Below are 21,253 nucleotides of genomic sequence, written 5' to 3' on the forward strand. Positions count from 1 at the left end.
TAGTTTTCGTATCATCTAAAATATAATTTTCATTCGAAATACTAATCAGCTATTAATTGAATTCATTAACTGGAAGAAATATTCCGCTTCATGAGTCTCATTCAATTTATACCATGAATGAAGTGTATCTGGCGCAAATACATCTAATTTTCTCAATACCTCCATGGCAAATTCTAGAGGAGCTACACCCGATGCGGTAATAAGGTTTTCACTGGATGATACAGGTCCCTCTTTATAAAAATTTTCTCCTTTATAAGTAGGACAAACCATTTTCATATACTCTAAACTATTGCTTGTGTGATTTATAGAATCCAAGTAACCGTAATTTGCAAGACCTATAGTTGCACCGCAAATGGCAGCCACAATTGTACCAAGTTTTAAAGCCTCATCAACTTTTTGCAAAATAGGTTTATGTATTTCTTCACTCCAAGTATTCCCTCCAGGTAAAATTAATAGATCGTTACTCTCAAGGATACATTCATCTAGGGAAATATCCGGCTTTATATTCAAGCCCCCCATTGAAATAACCATTTCTTTATTTATTCCAACTGTGACTACTTTAAAAGGCGCTACATCTTTTTTAAAATATCTCCCTGTATTAAGTTCAGCAATTAAATGTCCGTACTCCCAATCAGACATCGTGTCAAATACATATAGATAGGCTTTTCTTGTTTGCATTCAATAACACTCCATTCATATACTACAGTTTTAATTACAAAAATTGCTCTTTTCAGTTTAACATTTTATTCAACATTTATGGTTTAAAATTCCAAATAAAAGAGCACTTGTTTCCGCAAGTGCTCTTTTTGGGGATTTTGAGATATCCTATTAAAGAAAGTTAAGGTTACTTAAAGTTAATAGGTACTTCTATTATATGCTTGTCCTTTTTATTTGTGCATAATCAATATATAAACATCTTTAATAATTCTTAATAACTTTTAATTATAGTTCTCTCTTACATTTTATCGTTAAAAAATTAATTGGAGGTTTATTTGCCATGTTCTTATTTGGTTCATCAATTTCCGAAACTTGTACTAATCCATATTGATTAAAATCTTTTTTTATAGATTCAGAATCATAGAAGAACATTTTTACACCTTCCATTATCTCATAATAATCTTTATCCAACTGTTTTCCTTTTCCGTACATGGGAGCTTTTTTAGAAACAGTTGTAAAAACCATATATCCGCCTGGTTTTAACTGATTATAACAATCTTCAATAAAATTCTCTCTTTCCTGTCCATTCAACAAATGAAGAAGTGCATGACTAAATATCCCATCATACAGTTTATTATCAAAAGGCATTTCGTTTACTGAACCGTGATACATACTAACATCTTCTAGTCCGTTTTCTCTTGCTAAATCGATCGCTGTTTTCGAAATTTCAATACCTGTTACATTTATACCATTATCGATAAAAACCTTTGCATTTCTTCCATAACCAATACCCGGAACTAATATATCCTTAACGTTCTTTTCAATAAAAAAATCTTTTGTCAAAATTGCAGATTCTGTAGGTTCCAATCCCCACATCGTTTGTTTTTCAATAAAACTTGATTCCCAAAATTCCATTATGTTTCTATCTCCTTATTCTTATCTCATGTTTAATATCACATGAAAGACCTATTCATTTTAACGCTGCTTTTTTCACCACAGTCACTATAGCTCCATTGAATATAGCATATTAATAAGCCTATATCTAATTTAAAGATTGGCTGAATATCTATTCTAAATATTAACTTTTACATTTAGAAAAAATAAAAAATGCCAATAATTCAATTGTATATTGGCATTTCACATAAGAAATTATCTTTTTATATTGTACCGATCTAATACTTTTTCTAACATTTCTAAAGTTATTGGTTCTGCTTCTTTTATTAATCGATAACCAATACGCCCATTCGGTTCCGCTGTAACTTGCTGTAAACTCTTTACATCATGGATCCCTTTTTCTCTTAATTGCATATATAGTTGTTGCTCCGACATTTTTGCCTGCATCAAATTCTCTTTTAAAATCTCTCCGTTTTCAACAATTATAATGCTACTTCCATTTAAAAATTGTTCCAACTTCCTTGATTTTAATTCAAAGAAATGAATGATAAGTAATATACTTGCAAATATGATAGCCGCAAATATAGATGGGACTACTTTTCTACTTAATACAGGTTCTACAATAATACGGCCAATTGATACAACTATAATGATTTCAGCTCTTGTCATTTGGCTAACAGATGTACTACCTGTCATTTTCAAAACAATTATTCCAGTAAGAGTTAATATAATACTTTCCCAAATTATATTCATATTAGCCCAATCCTTTAATGTTGTATTTTACTATCATTCCCATTAAAGTTGTGTTTTACTTACCTATTAAGTTGTTAAATCCTTCAGACCATGATGGAAATAAAGGTATCCAACCATACTCTTTACGTGCCTTATTATTGGAAGCTCCTCTTTCCCAACTATTTTTCCCATCTTGAACTTTAGGCTTAGGTGCCCCTATCCCTGCTGCATATATTGGTAACCATTCTTTACTAGTTGCTGGATAATTATCTACAATATTTACGATTCCTGAAGGCCAATTAAGGGCTAGCATAGTAGCTCTTGCAGCATCTTCGACATGTATAAACGAGCTTATCCCGTCTGATGCGATAATCTCATTATTACGAACTTGATTTGCTATTAATCCGTTTTCCGCATACCATGTTCCTGGTCCATATAATGTGCCATAACGAAGTATAACCGATTCAGGTAACTCAGTAACAGCTTCTTCTAATTTTAATATGCCATTAACAGTGACTTGCCGAGGCGCGGAAGCAGTAATATGTAGTGAATCTTTTTCAGTCGCAAATGTATCCCCTGGTTCATACGCCCATGAAATACTTTGAGCGATTATTTTCTGTACCCCTACATTTTTAGCTGCATCGACAAGGTTACGAGTGCCTTTTGTTCTAATTTTTGCATTATCCTCAAAATTCCATGATGACAATGACGTTAATTGATGAATAACTATATCGGGATTTGTTTCTTCTAATACAGAAAATACAGCCTCTCTATTAAATACATCAGCTATTACTGGTATGGCACCAACCTTTTTCATTGCTTCTACTTGCGAAGTAGTACGGATCATCGCAAACACCGTGTGCCCATTTTTTATTAACAGTGGTAATAAAGAACGTCCTATTACACCAGTTGCACCTGCTACAAATATTTTCATATATGTTCCTCCTCATTTAGTAATCATAAATGTGACGAAACATTTGTAAGGTATGTGACAAATATTTACTCATTTTTTTCGTTATTCATATGAAACATATACTTTTAATGGTTTAATTATCCCTAAACTCAATTCATCAAAGCATTCTATGAGTGAAGTATAATGTATTTCATGTTGAAAGATCTCTTCTATAAATGGTGTTTTTCCTATTTCTTCAAAAAACCAATCTGCATGCTTTTGATAATCGGATCCATCACTTGATCCAATGATTTGCAATTCTTTCTGATAAAAGTTAGCAGTTAATGTTAGTTCTTCTATATTACCATCAGACAGTATACATATTTCACCATTAGTTTTAAGAGTTTTTTGCAAAGTATGGAACCCACTATTTGTAGCAGAACATTCAAAACCATAATTATATGTTTCTATTATTTTCTCTTCTGAATCATATATGTTTTTCGCACCAAACTTCTTTGCAAAATCTCTTCTATTTTTATTAGGCTCAACAACATCCACGTGCTCAATGCCTACATAGTATTTTAAGAAATTACAAGCGAGTAAACCAATAACTCCCATTCCAGTTATAAGTACTTTTTCATCCTGTCGCGGGTTTAGTTTCAATACTCCTTTAGCGGCATCACACGAAAGAATAGATAATAAAGCAACTTTAGGTTGTATAGAACTAGGCACTCGGATTACTTTATGCCCCTTAACTATCCCTATCGTTTCATGTCCATAAAAAGAAACTACTTTATCACCTACGTTTACATGTGTTACTTTATTACCAACTTGAATCACTTCACCATAACTTTCATATCCAGTTTTTCTTGGATAAAAAGGATTCGTTTCCGTAACATCGGATCCATTATACTGTGGTAACTCGGCCCCAATGCTTATCGCTCCTGCGATTGTTTTAACGATAATTTCATCGTCCTGTATGTCCTTAATTTCATTTATTTCCCACTTGAGTTGTTTAGGCCCTTTTAAAATTAATTTATATTGTTCCATTTATATCCTCTCTTTTTATAAAGATGTTATAAGTAATATTGTTATCCATCTAGTTATCGACTATATTTATTTACCCACTAGAGAAATTACCCTTGCCCACGTTTATACCGTTACTGCTCCTGTACATTACTGTTCAGCATCTAACACTTTAAGATTACTATTCTGATAACATTTTAAGAAAAGTTGTTGCCGCCCAAATGAAATACGCAAGTTGCGTAACGATATACATCGTAATTTCAAAACCTGTAAGCTTTCTTTCCTTTTTTATTTTCTTTAAATATCTATAAAAACAAAATGAACATAAAATCAGTAAAACAATAGACATTTGATATAGATTTTCCACTAAAAGAACTGCCATTTATTTCATCACCTTTCCAATAAAGTGAAACTTTAATCAGTGGGGGGGTTGTTCATCCTCCACTGATTATCAGCCCTCACCAGTCGGGATTTAACGGGATAAAAAACATATAGTTCAAGCATATCATTTTAACGGAACTAATTACCGCAATTTTCAAATTAAATGAACTTCCTAAGTAAAAGAAGTAACTTTTTGGAAATGTTTCAATACAATATTATGTAATTCAATACGCTCTATATAATATTAGATTAGGTTTTCTTTTACTGTACATGCTTAGGAGGAAGTTTTACATGCAATTGATTCATAACATACAAAAAACGTTTAATAACCTATGTAACTACGATACGGTCAATTTAATACACGTTATTCAATCATTAAATATTTCACTTCATAAAATATCTCCTTTTATTACTTCACCAGTTAATCTTGAATACGGACGGAACGTTATCTATCAGTCTGAATTTGTAGAGATTTTAGTATTAAATTTCCCCAGCAAAGCAAAGACTTTTGTGCACGATCACGGAATATCTGTAGGATGTATACTAATAGTCAATGGTACGCTACAAAATATAACGTACGAAAATAATAGCGAGCGGATTGAAGAGTTTACAGAGGGAAATATTTTCACAGTAAAAAAAGATACTGTGCATAAAATGTATAACAGATTCGGCAGTAATAACTTTCCACGTATATTCCCCACCATTAAAAGATGTCCAAATATATGAATAGTCTTTAGAAGGAGGAAATATGCAAAATTTGAAAGATTACTATATAAAGAGCTTACAAGATGGTCGTAACGTTTGGCTCTATGGACAAAAAGTAGATGTAACTACAGACAAACATTTTGCAGGAACATTAAGTACCATTTCTAATTTATTTTCATTGTTTGATGATCCAATACGAAGAGATTCTGTTGGATATGTTAGCCCAAAAACGAAAGAATTTGTCCATACAGCCTTTTTAATTCCGAATTCCTATAACGAATTATTAATGAGGAGAACCGCTTTTGAAACGTGGAGTTATGCTACAGACGGTGTAATGAGTAGACTATCTGATTACGCAAGATCGAGACTTACCGGCTGGTACGTATCAAAATATTTTTATAAAAAATTCGATGTACAGTTTCCAGATAAAATTACATCTTATTATGAAGAAGCGAGAGATAATCACTTGTTCTTAAGCGTAGTTCAACGTGATCCACAAATAAATCGATCTACAGAATCAATGTTGAATACAAATGACTTAGGATTACTAAGAGTTACGAAGAAAACTTCTGACGGAATTTATTTAAGTGGTGCTAAAATGATTGGTACTGCTTCTCCTTATTCAAATGATTTATTAATCTATCCATTAGCAAAACTGACTGATACTCAAAAAGATTTAGCTCACTTTCTCATTGTGGCAGCCAATTCTCCTGGATTACATATGGTTTGTAGAGAACCATTTGCGAATACACATTCAATTACAGTTGATTCCCCTCTTAGCTCACAGTACGATGAAATGGATGCACTATTAATCTTTGATAATGTATTTGTACCATGGGAACGTGTCTTACTATATAACAACCCTGAAGCGTTATGGGCAATAAAGTCAGATATAGCTTCTAGTAGTTTAGCTTATCACCAAGCAATTGTACGATTAGTAGTAAAGCTAGAATTTATAACTGCAATTGCTTATGAAATTGCTGAAGCGATTGGTGCTACTACTTATTTGCATGTTCAAGAGAAGCTTGGGGAATTAATTATGCAAATCGAAACAATTCGCGCACTTTTAATTGCTGCAGAAGTTGAAGGTACTACAAATGAAACAAAAACTTATTTGCCGAACTTTAAATATATTGAAACTGCAAGGAATCTTGGTTCCAAATATTATCCCCGTGCAATAGAAATTTTACAATTAATTGGAGCAGGTGGGTTCATTCAACTTCCTTCGAGCTCGAATGACTTCCAGAGTCCGATAGCTGATTTATTGAAAAAATACTTTAATGGAACGAATATAGATGCCGAACAACGTACAAAATTATTTAAGTTAGCCTGGGATATCATCGGAAGCCCATTAGGATCTAGACACGAATTGTACGAAAGATTTTACGCGGGAGATTCAATACGAAATACAGCTACGCAATATGTAAATTATGATAAAAATCATTTTAAAAAGATGCTAAGTAAATATTTACATTAATGAAAAAGAGCACTTTTTGCTAAGAGTGCTCTTAAAAAACATATAGTTATTCAGTTACATATATAGTTGCTCCGGCCACAACTGCTACTTTTCTCCGTAATCGTTTCATTTTATTCAACTTTTATAATTCAGCTTTATAACCTCTGGTATATGCTTCCTATCATATTTCCTCATATAGGCTTCTCCATCTGGAGTAACTAATTGTAAAACAATCTCACAACAAACCTCCTAATTCAAATTATTCCTTTCTAAACTGAAAATCCAACTGTCTTGATTGCTTGATTTCCTCAATTACTTTACGAATACCTTCTTCAATCTTATCTTCTTTTACATTCGAAACATTTAATTTTAATAGTTTTTCTTTAGGAAAATCCCTCATATAATTCTTATCAATAGTATCGACACTTATTTGAATGTCACCTAATTTTTGTATAAGTGTTTCTGTAACTATGTTTTTCTGCATTTCTAAACAAGTGTGTATTCCAAGTGTGTTTTGTCTATTATATGTAAATAATGATGAATTTTTATTTTGCACTTTTTCTAATGTTTCTGCTAGTTTTATTGATCTATTGTAGTAGGAAGAATTAATTTTACTTTTATGACGTTCAAACATACCACTCTTTATATAAATTTCTAAAGCCGCTTGAGAAATCATCGGACTATCAATATCTAGTATTTTTTTGTATGTATAGAAAGCATTTGCAATGGATCGTGGGATGACCGCAACTCCAACCCGTAAACCTGGAAAAATAATCTTCGAATAACTTTTCAAATATATGACATGACTACAATTATCCAAGCTATATAACGGATCTGCTTTTGAATCAGTTTCTAAATCTGCTAAATAATCATCTTCCACTATAAATACATTGTATTTCTTAGCCAATAGTGTGATTTTTTCTTTCTCATCTTTAGAATAAGACGTTCCAAGCGGATGATGATATCTCGGTATCGTATAGAAGAATTTTATTTTTCCGGTTTGAAATATTTGCTCCAATTCATTCAAATCGATACCTTCATTCGTACGTTTAATACCGATTACAGGAACTTTATTTATTTCTAGATAATCAATATATAGATGATATGTTGGTTGTTCAATTAATACAGTTTCATTTCCATTCGGAAATGGTATAGAAGTTAATATAGCAAGTGCCTGCTGAACACCTGACGTTATAAAAATATTTTCTTCTTTTGTAAAGACTTGATAATTTGCTAGTTGTTTTTGAATAACTGGTATTAAAGATGGTAACCCTTTCGGCGTTCCATATACAAACAAATCATTTTTATACGTATCAATAGCCTTATTAATACAATGTTGAAAATCTAAATATGGGAAAACATCTGGATCTGGTGCTGAGGAAGCAAAATCAATTATCTCGTTATTTTCTATGGTACTCCCAGATTTCTTAACAACGTAATATCCACTTTGAGGGACAGAATATATAATATGACGCTTTTCTAATTCATGAAGCGCACGTATAACTGTCGCCTTATTACATTCATATTGCGTAACGAGTGACCGTATAGACGGTAATTTCTTTCCTTCATTTATTTCTCCATTTTGAATCATATTTTCTATGTCGTTTAAAATATGTAAATACTTATACATATTACACCTCCTTCAGCAATTTTCTATTTAATTATATCGATTTTATATTCATATAGCATTCATTCCTCAATTAGTTAATTTTCCGATCATCTATATCGTAAATCCCAATAGCGTATGAATCATTTTCAATCCATTTCTTTACTGCTTCTGTTTTAAGTACCCCTTCAACTTCTTTTTCTATTTTCTGTCCAAGTTCTCTCGCCCCTACTTCATCATCGCTAATCTTAGTTTTTATATCAATGGTAACAGGTTGATTCTTTTTATAATTTATTTGCTGAATCCCAAACCCTTCATATCCATTCTTCCTGAATACGTCATCAAATATCTGTCCAAAAACTAACTCCCATCTATGTTCTGCATTTACAATCTCTTTGTTTCTTTGAGATATATTTACTTTATAGGACATAATACCTTGAATTTGCAATCTTTTATTAATTTCTTTTTTTATTTCGTTAGCATTTTCGCTATCAGCAATTTCTAAATCTACTATTCTTGCTTTTTCATCCCATATAGCAGCACTAAAAAAAGATTCCTCCTTTACCGCTGCTGTAGCAATATCCATCACTATAGAATCTTCACTTTTAGCATCTTCAATCTCATTCTCACAGGCACATAATAAAGCAAATGGAATTAAAAATACAAGTACCTTTGTTCCCTTTCTCATGTAGCACCCCTCCACACATTTTCATTTACGATAAACTTTTTACTTTGACATATAAATACCTTCTATAATTATTAAATTTAACATTATTTCACATTTTCCCCACTTAACAAGGGAATTACAATTAATAAATAGAATATCTCTATGAATAAATAAAAAGTGAGGGATATATAATGCAACGTGTAAATACGATTGATATTAGTAATGTACTACAATTGGAAAAAACTCTTTCGACTTTATTAAATAAGATGATTTCTTCAAAACTAGACCTTGAAAATTGGTTAAAAGAGCAGTCAAAAGTAATTTGGGAAATCGAAGAACAATTAAGATCACATTACATCGCCTTTCAATGTAATACGGATGATGAAGAAATAAAGGATACTTTTGAACATGATCAACAATTTGTAAAGCCTCTTTTAAAGCGGTACCAAAATTTATTGGATAATAAATATTTAGAGTCACCTTTTCGAATGGAATTAGATTCTAACGTATATGGTTTGTTAGATGCAAAAATAAAAAATGCTCAAAAGTTATTTTGTGAGGAAAATATCGAATTAGAAATAAAGGAAGATAAATTAGTCACAGAGTACTTTGAAATCACTGGAGGATTAAGTGGAATTTGGGACGGAGAAGAAAAAACGATAACAGAATTACAATCCTACTTACAAGATTCGAATCGTGACATCCGTAAAAAGGCAAAAACCATTATTTCTGAACAATTTTTATCTGTTGAAAAAGAACTCCAAAACATATTAAATCAATTAATTGAAATTCGTCATCAAAAAGCAAAAAATATTCAACTAGAGAATTATCGCGATTATATGTTCAAAAAATACGAGCGTTTTGATTATTCAGCGATAGATTGCTATGAACTAGCCGAATCCATACGTAAGTATGTTGTGCCTCTTAAAGATAAAATAATGCTAGAGAAAAAAGAAAAACTGCAAGTAGATACACTTCGCCCTTGGGATGTATCAGCTGTAACTCCAGATCAAAAAGTACTTAAACCTATTGCAAATGAAAATGATTTAATTGAAAAGAGCACTCATATCTTTAATAAACTAGATGTTGAATTTTCAGCACTTTTAAACCGAATGTATAAACACAATTGTCTTGATTTAACAAGCCGCAAAGGAAAAGCAGCTGGTGGCTTTTGTGAGTACTTACCAGCTTCACAATTATCTTATATTTTTATGAACTTAAATTATACACAAGATGATATTATCACTTTTATACATGAAATGGGTCATAGTATTCATAACGAACTCATAAAACCATTAGAATTACGACAGTATATAGAAATTCCAGCTGAAACAGCTGAACTAGCCAGTATGACAATGGAGTTATTCTCGCTTAATTATTGGGATACCTTCTATACAGACAAAAAAGATTTAAAACAAGCAAAAATTAACTTCTTTAAAGATGTTATTTCATATTTACCTATTATGCTTATTGTAGATCAATTTCAACACTGGCTGTATGAAAATCCAATTCATACTTCTGAAGAAAGAAATGAAAAATACTTACAACTTCAAAAACATTATCAATCTAGCGTCATACATATTGATGGCTACGAAAACTGGATAGCAACGAGTTGGTTACCTGTACTCCATATTTTTGAAGTACCATTTTATTATATTGAATACGCGATTGCCCAACTTGGGGCATTACAAATGTATAAACAATATAAAGAGGATCCTAAGCAAACACTAGAAAATTATAAAAAGGCATTATCACTAGGAAGCTCGCAATCTATAAAAGAAGTATATGATGCAGCCGGTATTCGTTTTGATTTCTCTGGTGAAACCATTAAAGAACTAATGCTATTTGTAGAAAAAGAATTAGAATTACTTGAGCAATTATAAGAAGAAAACTACACCTATATTTTAGGTGTAGTTTTCTTCTTCATTTTATTAATCAGTTCTATGTACTGAGTATCACCATATCCGATTGTTGGAAAAAGATAAAACAACTTTGTTAATAATTCTTGATTTGATAAACCTTTATTTTTAGAGATGAATTTCATTACGATATTATCTTCTTTTAGCATTTCTAAATATAAATCTATAGCTTGATACATTACAGGTGGTACTTTATGATAAGTCTTTTTATGGTTTACTAATACTTCATTGTATATAGTAGAATAATCCCCCAATTCAAGTTCAATTTGATTTACTTTAAATTCATCCTCCCTGAAACTATTTAAGTATACTTTCCCTTCATAGCACGACTGCTCAAGGTATGAAAGTAAAGTAAGTAGATTCATTTGGCAAAACATATCTTCACCGAACCATAAAACAATACATTTATACTTTTTCGCAAATAGATTTTCTAACGGATCTATAACTTTTTTTGCATAATTTTCGACTGAACTGTTATGACCTTCTGCTCTTATTTTAATAAACTCTTCATCAAAAACTTGTGCAGTAGCGCTATTTACACACATGGCCTCGTTAAATGGGGCATAATCAGACTCACCCATTAGCTCCTCCGTTTTAAATTCTTCATACATCATTTGACCATTCAATATGTTAAGTACATCTTTATCAAATAGCTCACTATTCTTATTACGTAACTGTTCAACCTCTAATTTTCTAGAAATATTCATTTTGAACTCCCCTTCTTTATTTATATTGAGTTTAACAAATGATTGAATAAGCATGTTGTTCGTTGGTATTCTCTTGGATTCAGTCCAAAAACATTTTTACATATTCGATTTAGCCGTTCCTATTTATAGTGCGATAGAATATTCATTTTCTGGAAATGGGAATATCATTGACTATGAACATTCTATTACAAAAGCACTATTTGAAGGCTACCAAGAGGAAAATGAACTACCAAAAGAGATGATAGACAAGTTTCCATTATTTATTAAATTAAAGGAGATTTTTGAATATAGCTTAATGCATATGTATTGGGATAAAGAAGAATTAACGGAGGAACAAGTACGGATTATGAACCTTTATAGGATGAAGATCGAAAATAAGTATACCTATATCAATATTTAAGAATGCTGTTGTTTAACTACAAGGAAACTTTGGTTAAACAACAGCATTTATTAATTTGCTGACAGCCTTTTTTATGACTTATAAATACTGATTCAATAATCTTTTCAAATACACTTCATTTTGCGGTGATACTTTTTCAGAAAATCTAGCTGCAATAATAATAGGAGCCCATTGAAAAACTTCATCTCTTGATAAGCCGGTACGACTGCAATATATATGTAAATACATCTCAGCTAATTCTACCGAAGATTGTGAGTACAACAAGTATGTTCGAAATACATCTGCGCGAATATCACCTGAACTTGCATCTACCCAGTCTATAACTTTCACTTTCTCTTCCTTACTCAAAATCAAATTAAATGGATAGAAATCTCCATGACATAGCCTAAAATCAAATGTAATAGAATCTAATTTTTGTAATATATTCTTCTTTTTGCTTTCATCCAATTTATGTACAGATTTAATTTGACGCTCTAACCTTTTCCTCATTAACTCCATTTCATCTGTATTCACACGTATAGCATGGATCTTTTTTTGCTCATTAACACAAAGTCCGATATAACGCTCTGCCTCATTTAAATTATTAAGTAGGAGATCACCAACACTGTCCCCTTTTACGTATTCCATAATAATTGCCTGTCTATCGTGTATCTTTGTCACTTCAAATACGTTTGGAACTGGCAGCCCGCATGAATAAGCATATTTTTGTTTTTTTGCTTCATTCATAGACTCTGTATCTGGGAGGTAATCTTTAAATAATTTTACAACCTTATCATCAGTTAAATAAATTTCTGCTGTATTCCCTTTTGCAATTGGATTACCTAAAACCACTTCATTTCTCCCCTTAACATAAATTAAAATAACACCTTATACCCCTCTTTAAATTCACTATAATCCTAGCTAAAACCTTCTTCACGAATATACAAAAAACTTACCGCTTTCCATCCTTAAATAGAAAGCGGTAAGTTTAATTGTTTAGGAATATCAGAATGAAACTCTGATGTATGCACAATTGAAAATGTATATCCTTGCTCAATAAATGATACTTCATTACATTTACATTCAAATGATACACTATTTTTCTTAAAGTTATTTTGGATTCGCTGTAAAAATACGACGTCTGGTGTTCCGAAAGAAACGTGTACTTTCGGTGATAGAGCTTTCATCGCGATTGGAATCCAAGGTCGCTGCCACCAAGTTGCGACGACATAAGCAGTGCCACCAACTACAAAGTTAAAAATATCCCCGTCTTCCATCGTTTTCATATTTAGATTTGATTTCAGCCATTCCCTAAAAATAGGTACACTTTTAACAGGAAGACCAATTTCCCTTACATATAAAATGTTTAAAGGTGACTGCGGTACTAATACATCTTCTTTAACATAACTATGCGCGATAATTTCGAGTAGATTTCCATCTCCGTCTTTAAAGTATAAATTGAATCGACCATCCTCTTCATCAATTATATGACCATCTTTCCATTTCGCAATGAGTAATCCAGACTCCTCAAGCCATCTTGCTGTTTCATGAAATTTTGAATATGAAATTTCAAAAGCAAAATGTGCAGGTACAATTGGTTCATACACTTCTTGAAAACTAATTGTTGTATAAGGTGTTACTTCAAATTGAATGAAGGATGCTGTTTCTTTTTTTATTGGAAAAGATAATATGTCCTTATACACTTGTTTTACCCCTTCTATGGAAACCGTTTGTAATTTTATATCTGATATATGTGTAATCACTTTACATTCCCCCTCATTTCTTATTATCTATTCGTATTGTATTACACTTATAAATAGATAAAATCAAACGGAAGGATGGATTTTTCATATAGAAAATACAACTTTAGTATGAATATGTTAGCTCCAATTATTTTTTATTTCTGCTATAACAATTTCTGGTTTATCCCAGTGCAACATGTGTGTAGTATCAGGAATTACTTTTACTATACTATCAGTTTTCTCTTTGAAAACATTTACTGTCTTATCTCTATAATCCGCCCAAACTTGTGGAACTGTAGCTCGGAGTAATACAATATTAGCCGGCAGCTTCTCATATATATCTATCGTTTCATCTTTATGCATACCTCTTATTATATTACTAGCTGTATTCCCCCTGGCATGCCACCATACTTTATTATCCATTTCGCCCCCTAGGTCCTTTACAGCAACTTCTAACAATGAAGACCACCTAGTATAAGCTTCTTTTTCACTTTTGAAAAATTCGTCCCAATTATTAAAAACGTATTCATCAAAGTCCTTTTCATAATAAGCAATTTCTTCTTCCAACGTTTTTTCTTGAAGCCTTTTTGTTTGATATTCACCATCAATAAGAATACTTCCTTGTACTTTTTCTGAATGATGTAACAAATAAAATAACGCTACAAAACTTCCCCATGAATGTGATAGAAAATAGAAGTATTCGATTCTCAATTCATTTATTATTTCATTTAACCAATTTGCTAAATTCTGCATCTCATAATCTTCTGTTCTTTCAAATGGCGGTGTTTTACCATATCCAGGTGCATCAACGGAGATAAATCTATACTCTTCTTTTAATTCCTCAGCAATTTCTATAAAACTTAAACTCGTACTACCTAATCCATGTAAACAAAAGATAACGGGCTTGTCATTATTCCCCCATTCAGTAATATGTACATTTATTTTTTCATTGCTAATATAGTAACGTTTCAAAACATTTATCCTCCATATTTTGATTTACACTTTATTTATTTCTATTATTTTCAAGTATTTCCTGTATTCTTTTCCACACAAAAAGCTGCTTTTCTTTAAATGAAAAGCAGCTTTTACACTAAAATATATTATAATTTAACAGCGATAATCATAAATCTTTTTGAATTCGTACGAATCCCTTTTTCAGAACTATTTGTTTCAATGAACTTTTGTAAAATAGTAAAATCCTCTTCCTCTTCTCCAAATCTAGGAATAATAGGTGTATGTTTTAATAAGAAAATAATATCTTCAGGCGTACTGTAATAATCAGTAACATCATATTCGCGTACTTGCACGAGATCAAATCCTGCACTAATAAGTTTATCCATATACTTTTCTTTTAAAGTGCCATCTCGTTCACCTAAGCATTGTCCTCTGCCAAATGCTTCTTTCAGGTTTAATTTATCATTCTCACTTACTTGTTGTGTTAAGAAAAAGGCACCCTTTTTCATTACTTTTGCTAACTCAGATGCTAGAAACGGAGCATGACAACTTGAAGCAATATCAAAATGGGCATGCGGAAATGTTAAAGCTTCAGAACCCATTTGAAGAAACTCAACATTTTGTACACCTGATTTTTTCAAGTTAGAATGTGCCGTTTCAATCATGCCGTTAGAATTATCAATTCCAATTAACAATTTAGCCCAAGATGCTATGTTAAGTACATTTTCTCCTCCACCTGTACCAACATCAAGTAGAATGTCTGATGGTTTACATCTTTCTTTTACTTCTCCATAAAAGTCCCATATTTCTCCTACAGTTTCACTTTTTATTTTACTAAAATCCCATCCATTTAATCTTCCTACTTTATCATAAAAGCTTTTATACTCTAATTCATTCACCTTATAATTTCCCCTTTGTAAAAATAAATTAAACATGTATTATAACCTGCAACACTGTTTAATTATATATTATAAAATAAAAATTATTAAAACAACATTTCACTTCGCACTACATTTAGTTTACATAACAATTTTATAGTTTACCTTTAACTATATGTTCTAAATGTCTTCTTCCCCAACTACACATACTATCCAAAACAGTACTGACTGTTTTTCCATGTTCAGTTAAGCTATATTCTACTTTAGGTGGTATTTCTTGATAATGCTTATGAATCTTATAAATCTCTTTCTCTTGTAAAAAGGCCTGGCCATAATAATGGAATTGCACATACTGTTCTATATTTAATGCAAAATAGTTTTACTACGGGTAATGTATTATTTCCAGATGGAGGGTACACATATCATTAAATTATTAGCAACAAAAGCCCCTTATTACAGTGGCTTTTGTTGCTAATTTAAACATTGCTGAAGTAATATAGGATTCTCTTTTATTAGTTCTGCTAAAACAAAAGTTGTGGAAAAGGTCGTAAGATTAACTCTTTATCTAGCAATCCTTTTTGTTCTCGAATCATTCCGCCTCCTCGCATAAAAACCGCCCTAATTTCTATTCCCTACAATTTTATATAAAATCAATATTATAAAGTAGGATTCAACAACTTCTTACAGAATTCTATATTTAATACGTATTGGGCGGATTATTTTCAAGTTCCTCTATAAAAAAGGGAGGTCATACAATTGTGAAATTTGTACAAGAACAAAGATTAACTGTCAAGACAACTTTTTCAAAAGAATACAAGATTTTTATTTTTGGTTTACTCATTTCACGAATCGGGGATTCACTATATACTTTTGCACTGCCTTGGATTGCCTATCAATTAACTGGTTCAGCTGTAATTATGAGTTCTTTATTTGCTGTTAACGTATTGCCAATCGTTTTATTTGGCCCTTTAGTTGGTGTACTAGTTGATCGATATGATCGAAAAAAGTTACTTTGGATGGCGGATATTACCAATATTATTTTAGTAAGTCTCGTACCAATTTTACATGCATTACATATATTAGAAGTCTGGCATTTATACGTAATTACTTTTATCTTAGCAGTTATGTCCATGCTTTTTGATGTAACAACAGTTACAGTCATTCCACACATCGCAGGTGCATCATTAACGAAGGCTAATTCTTTATATCAAATGGTTAATCAATTGGCTAGTTTGTTTGGTCCAATCATAGCTGGGCTTTTCATATCTTTTATTGGCGGCTTTCAAGTACTTTGGATTAATGTTCTTTCATTTATTGCTACATTAATTGCTGTGATTATATTACCTTCTATGAAAAACTTAAATAAAAAGAATACTGATAAAAAAACATTGCAAAATGTACTAAATGATTTGTTTGATGGATTTAAATGGCTCAAAAATGATCGGTTAAATATAGCTTTGTCACTTCAAGCTATGGTAGGTAACTTTGGAGCAAGTGCTGTTTTAGGTGTACTTATGTATTATTTATTATCGACATTAAATCTTACCTCCGCACAAAGTGGCTATAATTATACTTTAATAGGAATAGGTGGGCTTTTAGGAAGCTTAATTGCCGTTCCTTTAGAAAAGAAATTTCGACGTGGTGTACTTATTCCTTTACTCCTATTTTTAGGAGCGCTTGGGTTAACATTTGCTTTGTGGAGTACATATTGGCTTGCTCCCGGAATTGCTTTCGGAATCGCGATGACATGTAATATCACATGGAATACGATTGTTACATCAATTCGGCAGGAAACTGTTCCATCCAATTTGCAAGGACGTGTTTTAGGTTTTTCTCGTGTACTTACACGATTATCTATGCCATTGGGGGCATTAGTAGGTGGAATTATTTCAGCCTACAATCCTGTATTTATATTTGCTTTAGCTGCTTTTACTAAAATAATTGAAGTCTTTATTGCCTTATATAGTCCGATACGAAAACTGTAAAGAGAAAGATTTATATATTTTGAGATATTAATAAAATAAAAAAGGCATAAAACATGCCTTTTTTTATTACTTATTTGTTTATTGGATAACAAACTTCTGTAACCCACTTATTAGGATCCGATTCCATCGCTGGGCTCACATGATAAATATTAAACATTGGGCCTGCTAATTCGTAACCTTCTGTCTCAATCCATTTTGCCGCAGCTTCATTTACAGCTGTCATCTGTTCATAACTTCCATTAACTGTTATGGAAGCTACATGAGTTGATTCAATCTTTTTAAATGCAACATCTTTTGTATTTTCGTGCTTACCAAGAATACTTAGCTGTATTTCTATATCTACATCATTTTCTTTGTATTCACTATCATGGAAAACCGCAATACTATAACTTGGATGGTCAATACTAATATTTCCCATTTGAATTTCTTGCATCAATATACTCCATAAATCACCTTCGCAATTATACGATGGAATAATCTTTCTAACACTAGCTACAGTTCTTTCTGGAATTTCTTTTATTGAAACATGATAATTCATCTCAACAACATCCTCTCTCATCATTTTCATTGAGTCTTCGAGGAGACGGAATTGTTTTTGGAGGTTATTCATGTCTTCTTTAACTTGAGCACTACGATTAAAAAATTTCTCTTTTATGGTATCTATATTATCGCATTCTATTATTTCTTTAATAGTAGCAATATTAAACCCCATAGCTTTTAACGTTTGAATTTGATTTACTTTTTTTAATTGGTCTGCTGAATAAAATCGATATCCACTCTGCTCATCGACTTTTACTGGTTGTAGTAATTCCACTTTATCGTAGTGTCTCAACATTCGTATACTAATGGAAGATAGTTTTGAAAAATCCCCTATTTTAAACATGATTTCCTCCTATAAGTTACATCTACTTTGAAGCTCAACTTTATCTTAAACAATGACATTGTGTGAGGGTCAACTGTTTATAACGTTTGAATTATATTTCTTTAATTATTTACCCTTATATACTCTTCTGTCTTATGCCTATAAAGATTGATAATAATCCGTTCACAGCTAATAAAATTACTATAATACTTGTAAGTAAACCTACATCTGCCGCAAATATTTTTATCGTACGCCATGGTGAGCTTGTACAATAAGTAAGAAGTGGGATGAAAATAATAGATAATAGTAGGAATAGAGCCCCTACGAATAACCAAGTTAATTTTTTTACAGTTTCCTTATGTTTATATTTTTTAATTAACATAATTGATGAAATGAAAAGCGCGAGTATAACTGTAGACATAACAATTTGTGTAAATGGTATGCTTTTATGGGGATCAACCGGTTCTTCTTCATTCAAAATATTAATAATCCCCTTTTTTAATACTGAAAGTGCTGGTTCTTCTAATACATGATTTTTATTTGTTAAAATCACACCACCCCAGCCACTTTTATTTAAAGTAAATATTTCTGTACGAGCATCGGGCGTTGATCCTGAATGCCAAATCATCGTTTCGCTTTCATTTATACTTGTTGTTCTTAATCCAAAACCATAGCTTTTTTCTGAATTTATGTTATAAAGTGGTGTAAGATAAAGGTCGATGTTTTCTTTCTTTAAAAATTGAGTATCTTCTTGTCGATTCAAAAACATAATAAATTGAATCATATCTTCCAAATTTGCGGTAATATAACCATACGGTGCCCCGGCATTATCATAGGATACTACACTTTTTCTTGGTATGCCAAACCATGACTGATAACCTGTTAAATAGCCTTTTTCATATGCAGTTTCTTTACTTGCTGCCGCACCATTCATATTTAATAGCTGAAAAACATGTTTTTCCATATATGAGGAATATGTATCATTTGTAATTTCCTCAATAAGTGCACCTAAAACAATATAATTCGCATTACTATATTGATATTTTTCTCCTGGTAGAGCAGTTAATTTTACATTTGAAAGTCTCATTACATTTTCTTTTAATGCTGTAGAACTTTTGGATTGCTTATCTGATATTAATAAGCCTTCATATGTGTTTATTCCGCTTGTATGAGTTAAAAGGTGTTGGATTGTTATAGATGAGGATATTTGAGAATCTTTTAGTTTAAACCAAGGAAGATGTTGTTGAACTGAATCCTCTAATTTTATCTTTTTGTCTTCTATTAATTTTACTATAGCTAAAGCTGTTAAAGATTTGCTTATTGAGCCGATTGCAAATGGTGTTTTACTAGTTATTTTTTTTTCAGATTCCCCAGTAATCCCCCACGTTTTAGTGAAGAATACATCTTTATTATGTACAATTGCAACAGCAGCCCCTGGAATATTCTGTTCCTTTATAAATTTTTCAATATACTTATCTAAAGTAGCTTTAATATCTTGCTGAGCATATGCTTTTGGATAAATGATACATAATACTATTACATTACAAAGAATATAGATTTGAAATAGTTTATAGATAGTTTTCTTCATTATACTTTAGATAGCTTTCTTTTTTTATAACTTACTAAGCTAATAAACACTACTACAGAGAGCATAAAGCTAATCATTATTAATAAAACGTTCCACCATTGATTCTCTGATATGCGATATAAAATATTATAATTAAATGTATTTTTGCTATTAGTTGAATTAAATGATTCAGTTAAAAATATTGAAAATGTAGTTTGCGAGATGAGGTAAGTAATAATTGCGATGAATATGCCACGTAAGATAAATGTGTTGAATTTTCCTTTTTCATTTTGAAGTTGTTTCATTTTAACTTGTAAATCAATTTCATTTATTTCTATAAAATCTTTAACAAATAATTGAGGGGTACCTAAATCATCTATACTGTCTTCACCATGTTCATGACACTCTTGAATATGTTCTAATATTTGTCTCTTAATATTTTCCCTTTCTTCTAAACTAATATCGTATTGCTTTAATTCCTTAAGTACGTCTCTTAAAAATTGCTTTTCTTTACCTATCAATTTATTCCTCATTTCAGAAGGTCTCCTTTCAAACCACTTTTTAATAATGTTTGAATGTCCAATTGCAATTCTAACCACTCATTAATTTTCTTCTCAAGACGTATTTTCCCATTTTCATTAATTTCATAATAAATCCTCACTTTACCACTGTCTGTTACCTCTTGATAAGTGTTAACCCACTCTTGATTTTTCAACTTAGTTAAAATAGGATAAATACTTCCTACTCCTTTCAATTTTAAATTGTTTATTTCAAGTTCTTTCATAATCTCATAACCATAACTTTTCTTTTTCGACAAAATAGATAATACACACATTTCTAAATGACCTTTAATTAAACTTGTTCTATCCATAGGATAAATTTAACAGAAATATATACTTCATTCAAGTATATATTTCTGTTAAATTTAAAAAATCAGACAATGAAAAATAGATTAATAAACAAAAACATATCACTTACGAACCATTTTAAACCTTAATTTTCGTTTTTATAATATAATAATTACATAATATATTAATCGTTTATCACTATTTGTTTTGTATCTCTCCTTCCATATTACTTCTTTTCTTATTGAAAAATATTGTATGGAGACATAAAAATACTAAAAGATCCAATTTCTTAATTTTGATATTAAGAAATTGGATCTTCTTTCATTACCTTGTATTAATCATACTGCGCTAATATATACATTATAAAGAATATATGTTTTATTAATTTATGTTAAT

General features: G+C 31.1%; 21 protein-coding genes and 4 pseudogenes. 6 read left to right on the forward strand and 19 right to left on the reverse strand.

What is annotated here, in order from left to right:
• Positions 1 to 45: 45 nt before the first annotated feature.
• From AB6801_RS24620 to AB6801_RS24645, 6 genes are all read right to left on the reverse strand, one after another.
• Entirely contained in the window at positions 46 to 678 is a 633-nt protein-coding gene (locus tag AB6801_RS24620) for a type 1 glutamine amidotransferase family protein (protein ID WP_001194774.1), read from the reverse strand.
• Between the two features lie 264 nt (positions 679 to 942).
• Positions 943 to 1,572: a class I SAM-dependent methyltransferase gene (locus AB6801_RS24625; RefSeq protein ID WP_000397628.1), complete on the reverse strand. Its 630-nt coding sequence runs from the start codon at positions 1,570 to 1,572 to the stop codon at positions 943 to 945.
• A gap of 234 nt (positions 1,573 to 1,806) precedes the next feature.
• The gene (locus AB6801_RS24630) at positions 1,807 to 2,304 is read right to left on the reverse strand and encodes a DUF421 domain-containing protein (RefSeq protein WP_097999460.1); all 498 of its coding nucleotides are present in this window, start codon (positions 2,302 to 2,304) and stop codon (positions 1,807 to 1,809) included.
• 55 nt (positions 2,305 to 2,359) lie between these two features.
• Positions 2,360 to 3,217 carry an NAD-dependent epimerase/dehydratase family protein gene (locus AB6801_RS24635; protein ID WP_097842428.1) on the reverse strand — a complete coding sequence of 286 codons (858 nt, stop codon included), beginning with the start codon at positions 3,215 to 3,217 and terminating at the stop codon, positions 2,360 to 2,362.
• An 81-nt stretch (positions 3,218 to 3,298) separates the two neighbouring features.
• Positions 3,299 to 4,225, reverse strand: coding sequence for a zinc-dependent alcohol dehydrogenase (locus AB6801_RS24640; RefSeq protein ID WP_000438841.1), 927 nt, complete (start codon positions 4,223 to 4,225; stop codon positions 3,299 to 3,301).
• Positions 4,226 to 4,382: 157 nt separating this feature from the next.
• Positions 4,383 to 4,583 (reverse strand): hypothetical protein, encoded by a 201-nt coding sequence (locus AB6801_RS24645; protein ID WP_000279694.1) that lies wholly within the window; start codon positions 4,581 to 4,583, stop codon positions 4,383 to 4,385.
• Between the two features lie 290 nt (positions 4,584 to 4,873).
• On the opposite strand from AB6801_RS24645, the pseudogene AB6801_RS24650 reads away from it, so the two are divergent.
• A pseudogene (locus AB6801_RS24650) lies at positions 4,874 to 5,312 on the forward strand (cysteine dioxygenase).
• An 18-nt stretch (positions 5,313 to 5,330) separates the two neighbouring features.
• Positions 5,331 to 6,764 carry a 4-hydroxyphenylacetate 3-hydroxylase family protein gene (locus tag AB6801_RS24655; protein ID WP_097999461.1) on the forward strand — a complete coding sequence of 478 codons (1,434 nt, stop codon included), beginning with the start codon at positions 5,331 to 5,333 and terminating at the stop codon, positions 6,762 to 6,764.
• Positions 6,765 to 6,878: 114 nt separating this feature from the next.
• Here the strand turns inward: AB6801_RS24655 and AB6801_RS24660 are convergent.
• From AB6801_RS24660 to AB6801_RS24670, 3 genes and pseudogenes are all read right to left on the reverse strand, one after another.
• Positions 6,879 to 6,989: pseudogene (locus AB6801_RS24660) on the reverse strand (carboxypeptidase regulatory-like domain-containing protein); the annotation flags it as partial.
• A 13-nt stretch (positions 6,990 to 7,002) separates the two neighbouring features.
• Positions 7,003 to 8,373 (reverse strand): aminotransferase-like domain-containing protein, encoded by a 1,371-nt coding sequence (locus AB6801_RS24665; protein ID WP_053512861.1) that lies wholly within the window; start codon positions 8,371 to 8,373, stop codon positions 7,003 to 7,005.
• A gap of 70 nt (positions 8,374 to 8,443) precedes the next feature.
• The gene (locus tag AB6801_RS24670; RefSeq protein ID WP_058839798.1) at positions 8,444 to 9,037 is read right to left on the reverse strand and encodes a DUF4030 domain-containing protein; all 594 of its coding nucleotides are present in this window, start codon (positions 9,035 to 9,037) and stop codon (positions 8,444 to 8,446) included.
• A gap of 170 nt (positions 9,038 to 9,207) precedes the next feature.
• Here AB6801_RS24670 and AB6801_RS24675 point away from each other — a divergent pair, with 170 nt between their 5' ends.
• On the forward strand, positions 9,208 to 10,899 hold the full coding sequence (locus tag AB6801_RS24675) for a M3 family oligoendopeptidase (RefSeq protein ID WP_097999462.1): 1,692 nt from the start codon (positions 9,208 to 9,210) through the stop codon (positions 10,897 to 10,899).
• A 14-nt stretch (positions 10,900 to 10,913) separates the two neighbouring features.
• Here the strand turns inward: AB6801_RS24675 and AB6801_RS24680 are convergent, their stop codons facing one another.
• A complete protein-coding gene (locus AB6801_RS24680; protein ID WP_001027427.1) occupies positions 10,914 to 11,642 on the reverse strand; it encodes a hypothetical protein in 729 nt (242 codons plus the stop codon).
• 52 nt (positions 11,643 to 11,694) lie between these two features.
• Between AB6801_RS24680 and AB6801_RS24685 the strand changes: the two genes are divergently transcribed.
• Positions 11,695 to 12,042, forward strand: coding sequence for an aminoglycoside phosphotransferase (locus tag AB6801_RS24685; protein ID WP_097999463.1), 348 nt, complete (start codon positions 11,695 to 11,697; stop codon positions 12,040 to 12,042).
• A gap of 78 nt (positions 12,043 to 12,120) precedes the next feature.
• Here the strand turns inward: AB6801_RS24685 and AB6801_RS24690 are convergent, their stop codons facing one another.
• The 5 genes and pseudogenes from AB6801_RS24690 to AB6801_RS24710 form a co-directional block, all read right to left on the reverse strand.
• Positions 12,121 to 12,873, reverse strand: coding sequence for an aminoglycoside phosphotransferase family protein (locus AB6801_RS24690; RefSeq protein ID WP_097999464.1), 753 nt, complete (start codon positions 12,871 to 12,873; stop codon positions 12,121 to 12,123).
• A 116-nt stretch (positions 12,874 to 12,989) separates the two neighbouring features.
• The gene (locus tag AB6801_RS24695) at positions 12,990 to 13,784 is read right to left on the reverse strand and encodes a VOC family protein (protein WP_097999465.1); all 795 of its coding nucleotides are present in this window, start codon (positions 13,782 to 13,784) and stop codon (positions 12,990 to 12,992) included.
• A 117-nt stretch (positions 13,785 to 13,901) separates the two neighbouring features.
• Positions 13,902 to 14,735 (reverse strand): alpha/beta fold hydrolase, encoded by an 834-nt coding sequence (locus AB6801_RS24700; protein ID WP_097999466.1) that lies wholly within the window; start codon positions 14,733 to 14,735, stop codon positions 13,902 to 13,904.
• A 128-nt stretch (positions 14,736 to 14,863) separates the two neighbouring features.
• Complete coding sequence (locus AB6801_RS24705) at positions 14,864 to 15,616, reverse strand: class I SAM-dependent methyltransferase (protein ID WP_370941203.1); 753 nt, start codon at positions 15,614 to 15,616, stop codon at positions 14,864 to 14,866.
• A gap of 133 nt (positions 15,617 to 15,749) precedes the next feature.
• Positions 15,750 to 15,884 (reverse strand): annotated as a pseudogene (locus AB6801_RS24710) (winged helix-turn-helix transcriptional regulator); the annotation flags it as partial.
• Between AB6801_RS24710 and AB6801_RS24715 the strand changes: the two are divergent.
• A pseudogene (locus AB6801_RS24715) lies at positions 15,881 to 16,024 on the forward strand (SDR family oxidoreductase); the annotation flags it as partial. The pseudogenes AB6801_RS24710 and AB6801_RS24715 overlap by 4 nt on opposite strands.
• A 329-nt stretch (positions 16,025 to 16,353) precedes the next feature.
• Positions 16,354 to 17,580: an MFS transporter gene (locus AB6801_RS24720; protein WP_000673886.1), complete on the forward strand. Its 1,227-nt coding sequence runs from the start codon at positions 16,354 to 16,356 to the stop codon at positions 17,578 to 17,580.
• A gap of 70 nt (positions 17,581 to 17,650) precedes the next feature.
• Here the strand turns inward: AB6801_RS24720 and AB6801_RS24725 are convergent, their stop codons facing one another.
• From AB6801_RS24725 to AB6801_RS24740, 4 genes are all read right to left on the reverse strand, one after another.
• Positions 17,651 to 18,463, reverse strand: coding sequence for a MerR family transcriptional regulator (locus tag AB6801_RS24725; protein WP_087947581.1), 813 nt, complete (start codon positions 18,461 to 18,463; stop codon positions 17,651 to 17,653).
• 115 nt (positions 18,464 to 18,578) lie between these two features.
• Entirely contained in the window at positions 18,579 to 20,030 is a 1,452-nt protein-coding gene (locus AB6801_RS24730) for a serine hydrolase domain-containing protein (RefSeq protein ID WP_000751428.1), read from the reverse strand.
• Complete coding sequence (locus AB6801_RS24735; RefSeq protein ID WP_001244705.1) at positions 20,030 to 20,542, reverse strand: hypothetical protein; 513 nt, start codon at positions 20,540 to 20,542, stop codon at positions 20,030 to 20,032. Before AB6801_RS24735 ends, AB6801_RS24730 begins: the two co-directional genes overlap by 1 nt.
• Positions 20,539 to 20,844, reverse strand: a complete 306-nt coding sequence (locus AB6801_RS24740) for a PadR family transcriptional regulator (RefSeq protein WP_002094025.1) — start codon at positions 20,842 to 20,844, stop codon at positions 20,539 to 20,541. The genes AB6801_RS24735 and AB6801_RS24740 overlap by 4 nt, the downstream gene beginning before the upstream one ends.
• Positions 20,845 to 21,253: the final 409 nt, after the last annotated feature.

Source organism: Bacillus sp. RCC_6_1, assembly GCF_041360755.1.
In the GTDB taxonomy this organism is placed as follows: Bacteria; Bacillota; Bacilli; order Bacillales; family Bacillaceae_G; genus Bacillus_A; species Bacillus_A cereus.

Excerpts from the sequence above, each read along its gene's own strand:
- AB6801_RS24620 (WP_001194774.1), bottom strand. The coding sequence starts at position 678 with ATGCAAACAAGAAAAGCCTATCTATATGTATTTGACACGATGTCTGAT.
- AB6801_RS24625 (WP_000397628.1), bottom strand. The coding sequence starts at position 1,572 with ATGGAATTTTGGGAATCAAGTTTTATTGAAAAACAAACGATGTGGGGA.
- AB6801_RS24630 (WP_097999460.1), bottom strand. The coding sequence starts at position 2,304 with ATGAATATAATTTGGGAAAGTATTATATTAACTCTTACTGGAATAATT.
- AB6801_RS24635 (WP_097842428.1), bottom strand. The coding sequence starts at position 3,217 with ATGAAAATATTTGTAGCAGGTGCAACTGGTGTAATAGGACGTTCTTTA.
- AB6801_RS24640 (WP_000438841.1), bottom strand. The coding sequence starts at position 4,225 with ATGGAACAATATAAATTAATTTTAAAAGGGCCTAAACAACTCAAGTGG.
- AB6801_RS24645 (WP_000279694.1), bottom strand. The coding sequence starts at position 4,583 with ATGGCAGTTCTTTTAGTGGAAAATCTATATCAAATGTCTATTGTTTTA.
- AB6801_RS24655 (WP_097999461.1), top strand. The coding sequence starts at position 5,331 with ATGCAAAATTTGAAAGATTACTATATAAAGAGCTTACAAGATGGTCGT.
- AB6801_RS24665 (WP_053512861.1), bottom strand. The coding sequence starts at position 8,373 with ATGTATAAGTATTTACATATTTTAAACGACATAGAAAATATGATTCAA.
- AB6801_RS24670 (WP_058839798.1), bottom strand. The coding sequence starts at position 9,037 with ATGAGAAAGGGAACAAAGGTACTTGTATTTTTAATTCCATTTGCTTTA.
- AB6801_RS24675 (WP_097999462.1), top strand. The coding sequence starts at position 9,208 with ATGCAACGTGTAAATACGATTGATATTAGTAATGTACTACAATTGGAA.
- AB6801_RS24680 (WP_001027427.1), bottom strand. The coding sequence starts at position 11,642 with ATGAATATTTCTAGAAAATTAGAGGTTGAACAGTTACGTAATAAGAAT.
- AB6801_RS24685 (WP_097999463.1), top strand. The coding sequence starts at position 11,695 with ATGTTGTTCGTTGGTATTCTCTTGGATTCAGTCCAAAAACATTTTTAC.
- AB6801_RS24725 (WP_087947581.1), bottom strand. The coding sequence starts at position 18,463 with ATGTTTAAAATAGGGGATTTTTCAAAACTATCTTCCATTAGTATACGA.
- AB6801_RS24730 (WP_000751428.1), bottom strand. The coding sequence starts at position 20,030 with ATGAAGAAAACTATCTATAAACTATTTCAAATCTATATTCTTTGTAAT.
- AB6801_RS24735 (WP_001244705.1), bottom strand. The coding sequence starts at position 20,542 with ATGAGGAATAAATTGATAGGTAAAGAAAAGCAATTTTTAAGAGACGTA.
- AB6801_RS24740 (WP_002094025.1), bottom strand. The coding sequence starts at position 20,844 with ATGTGTGTATTATCTATTTTGTCGAAAAAGAAAAGTTATGGTTATGAG.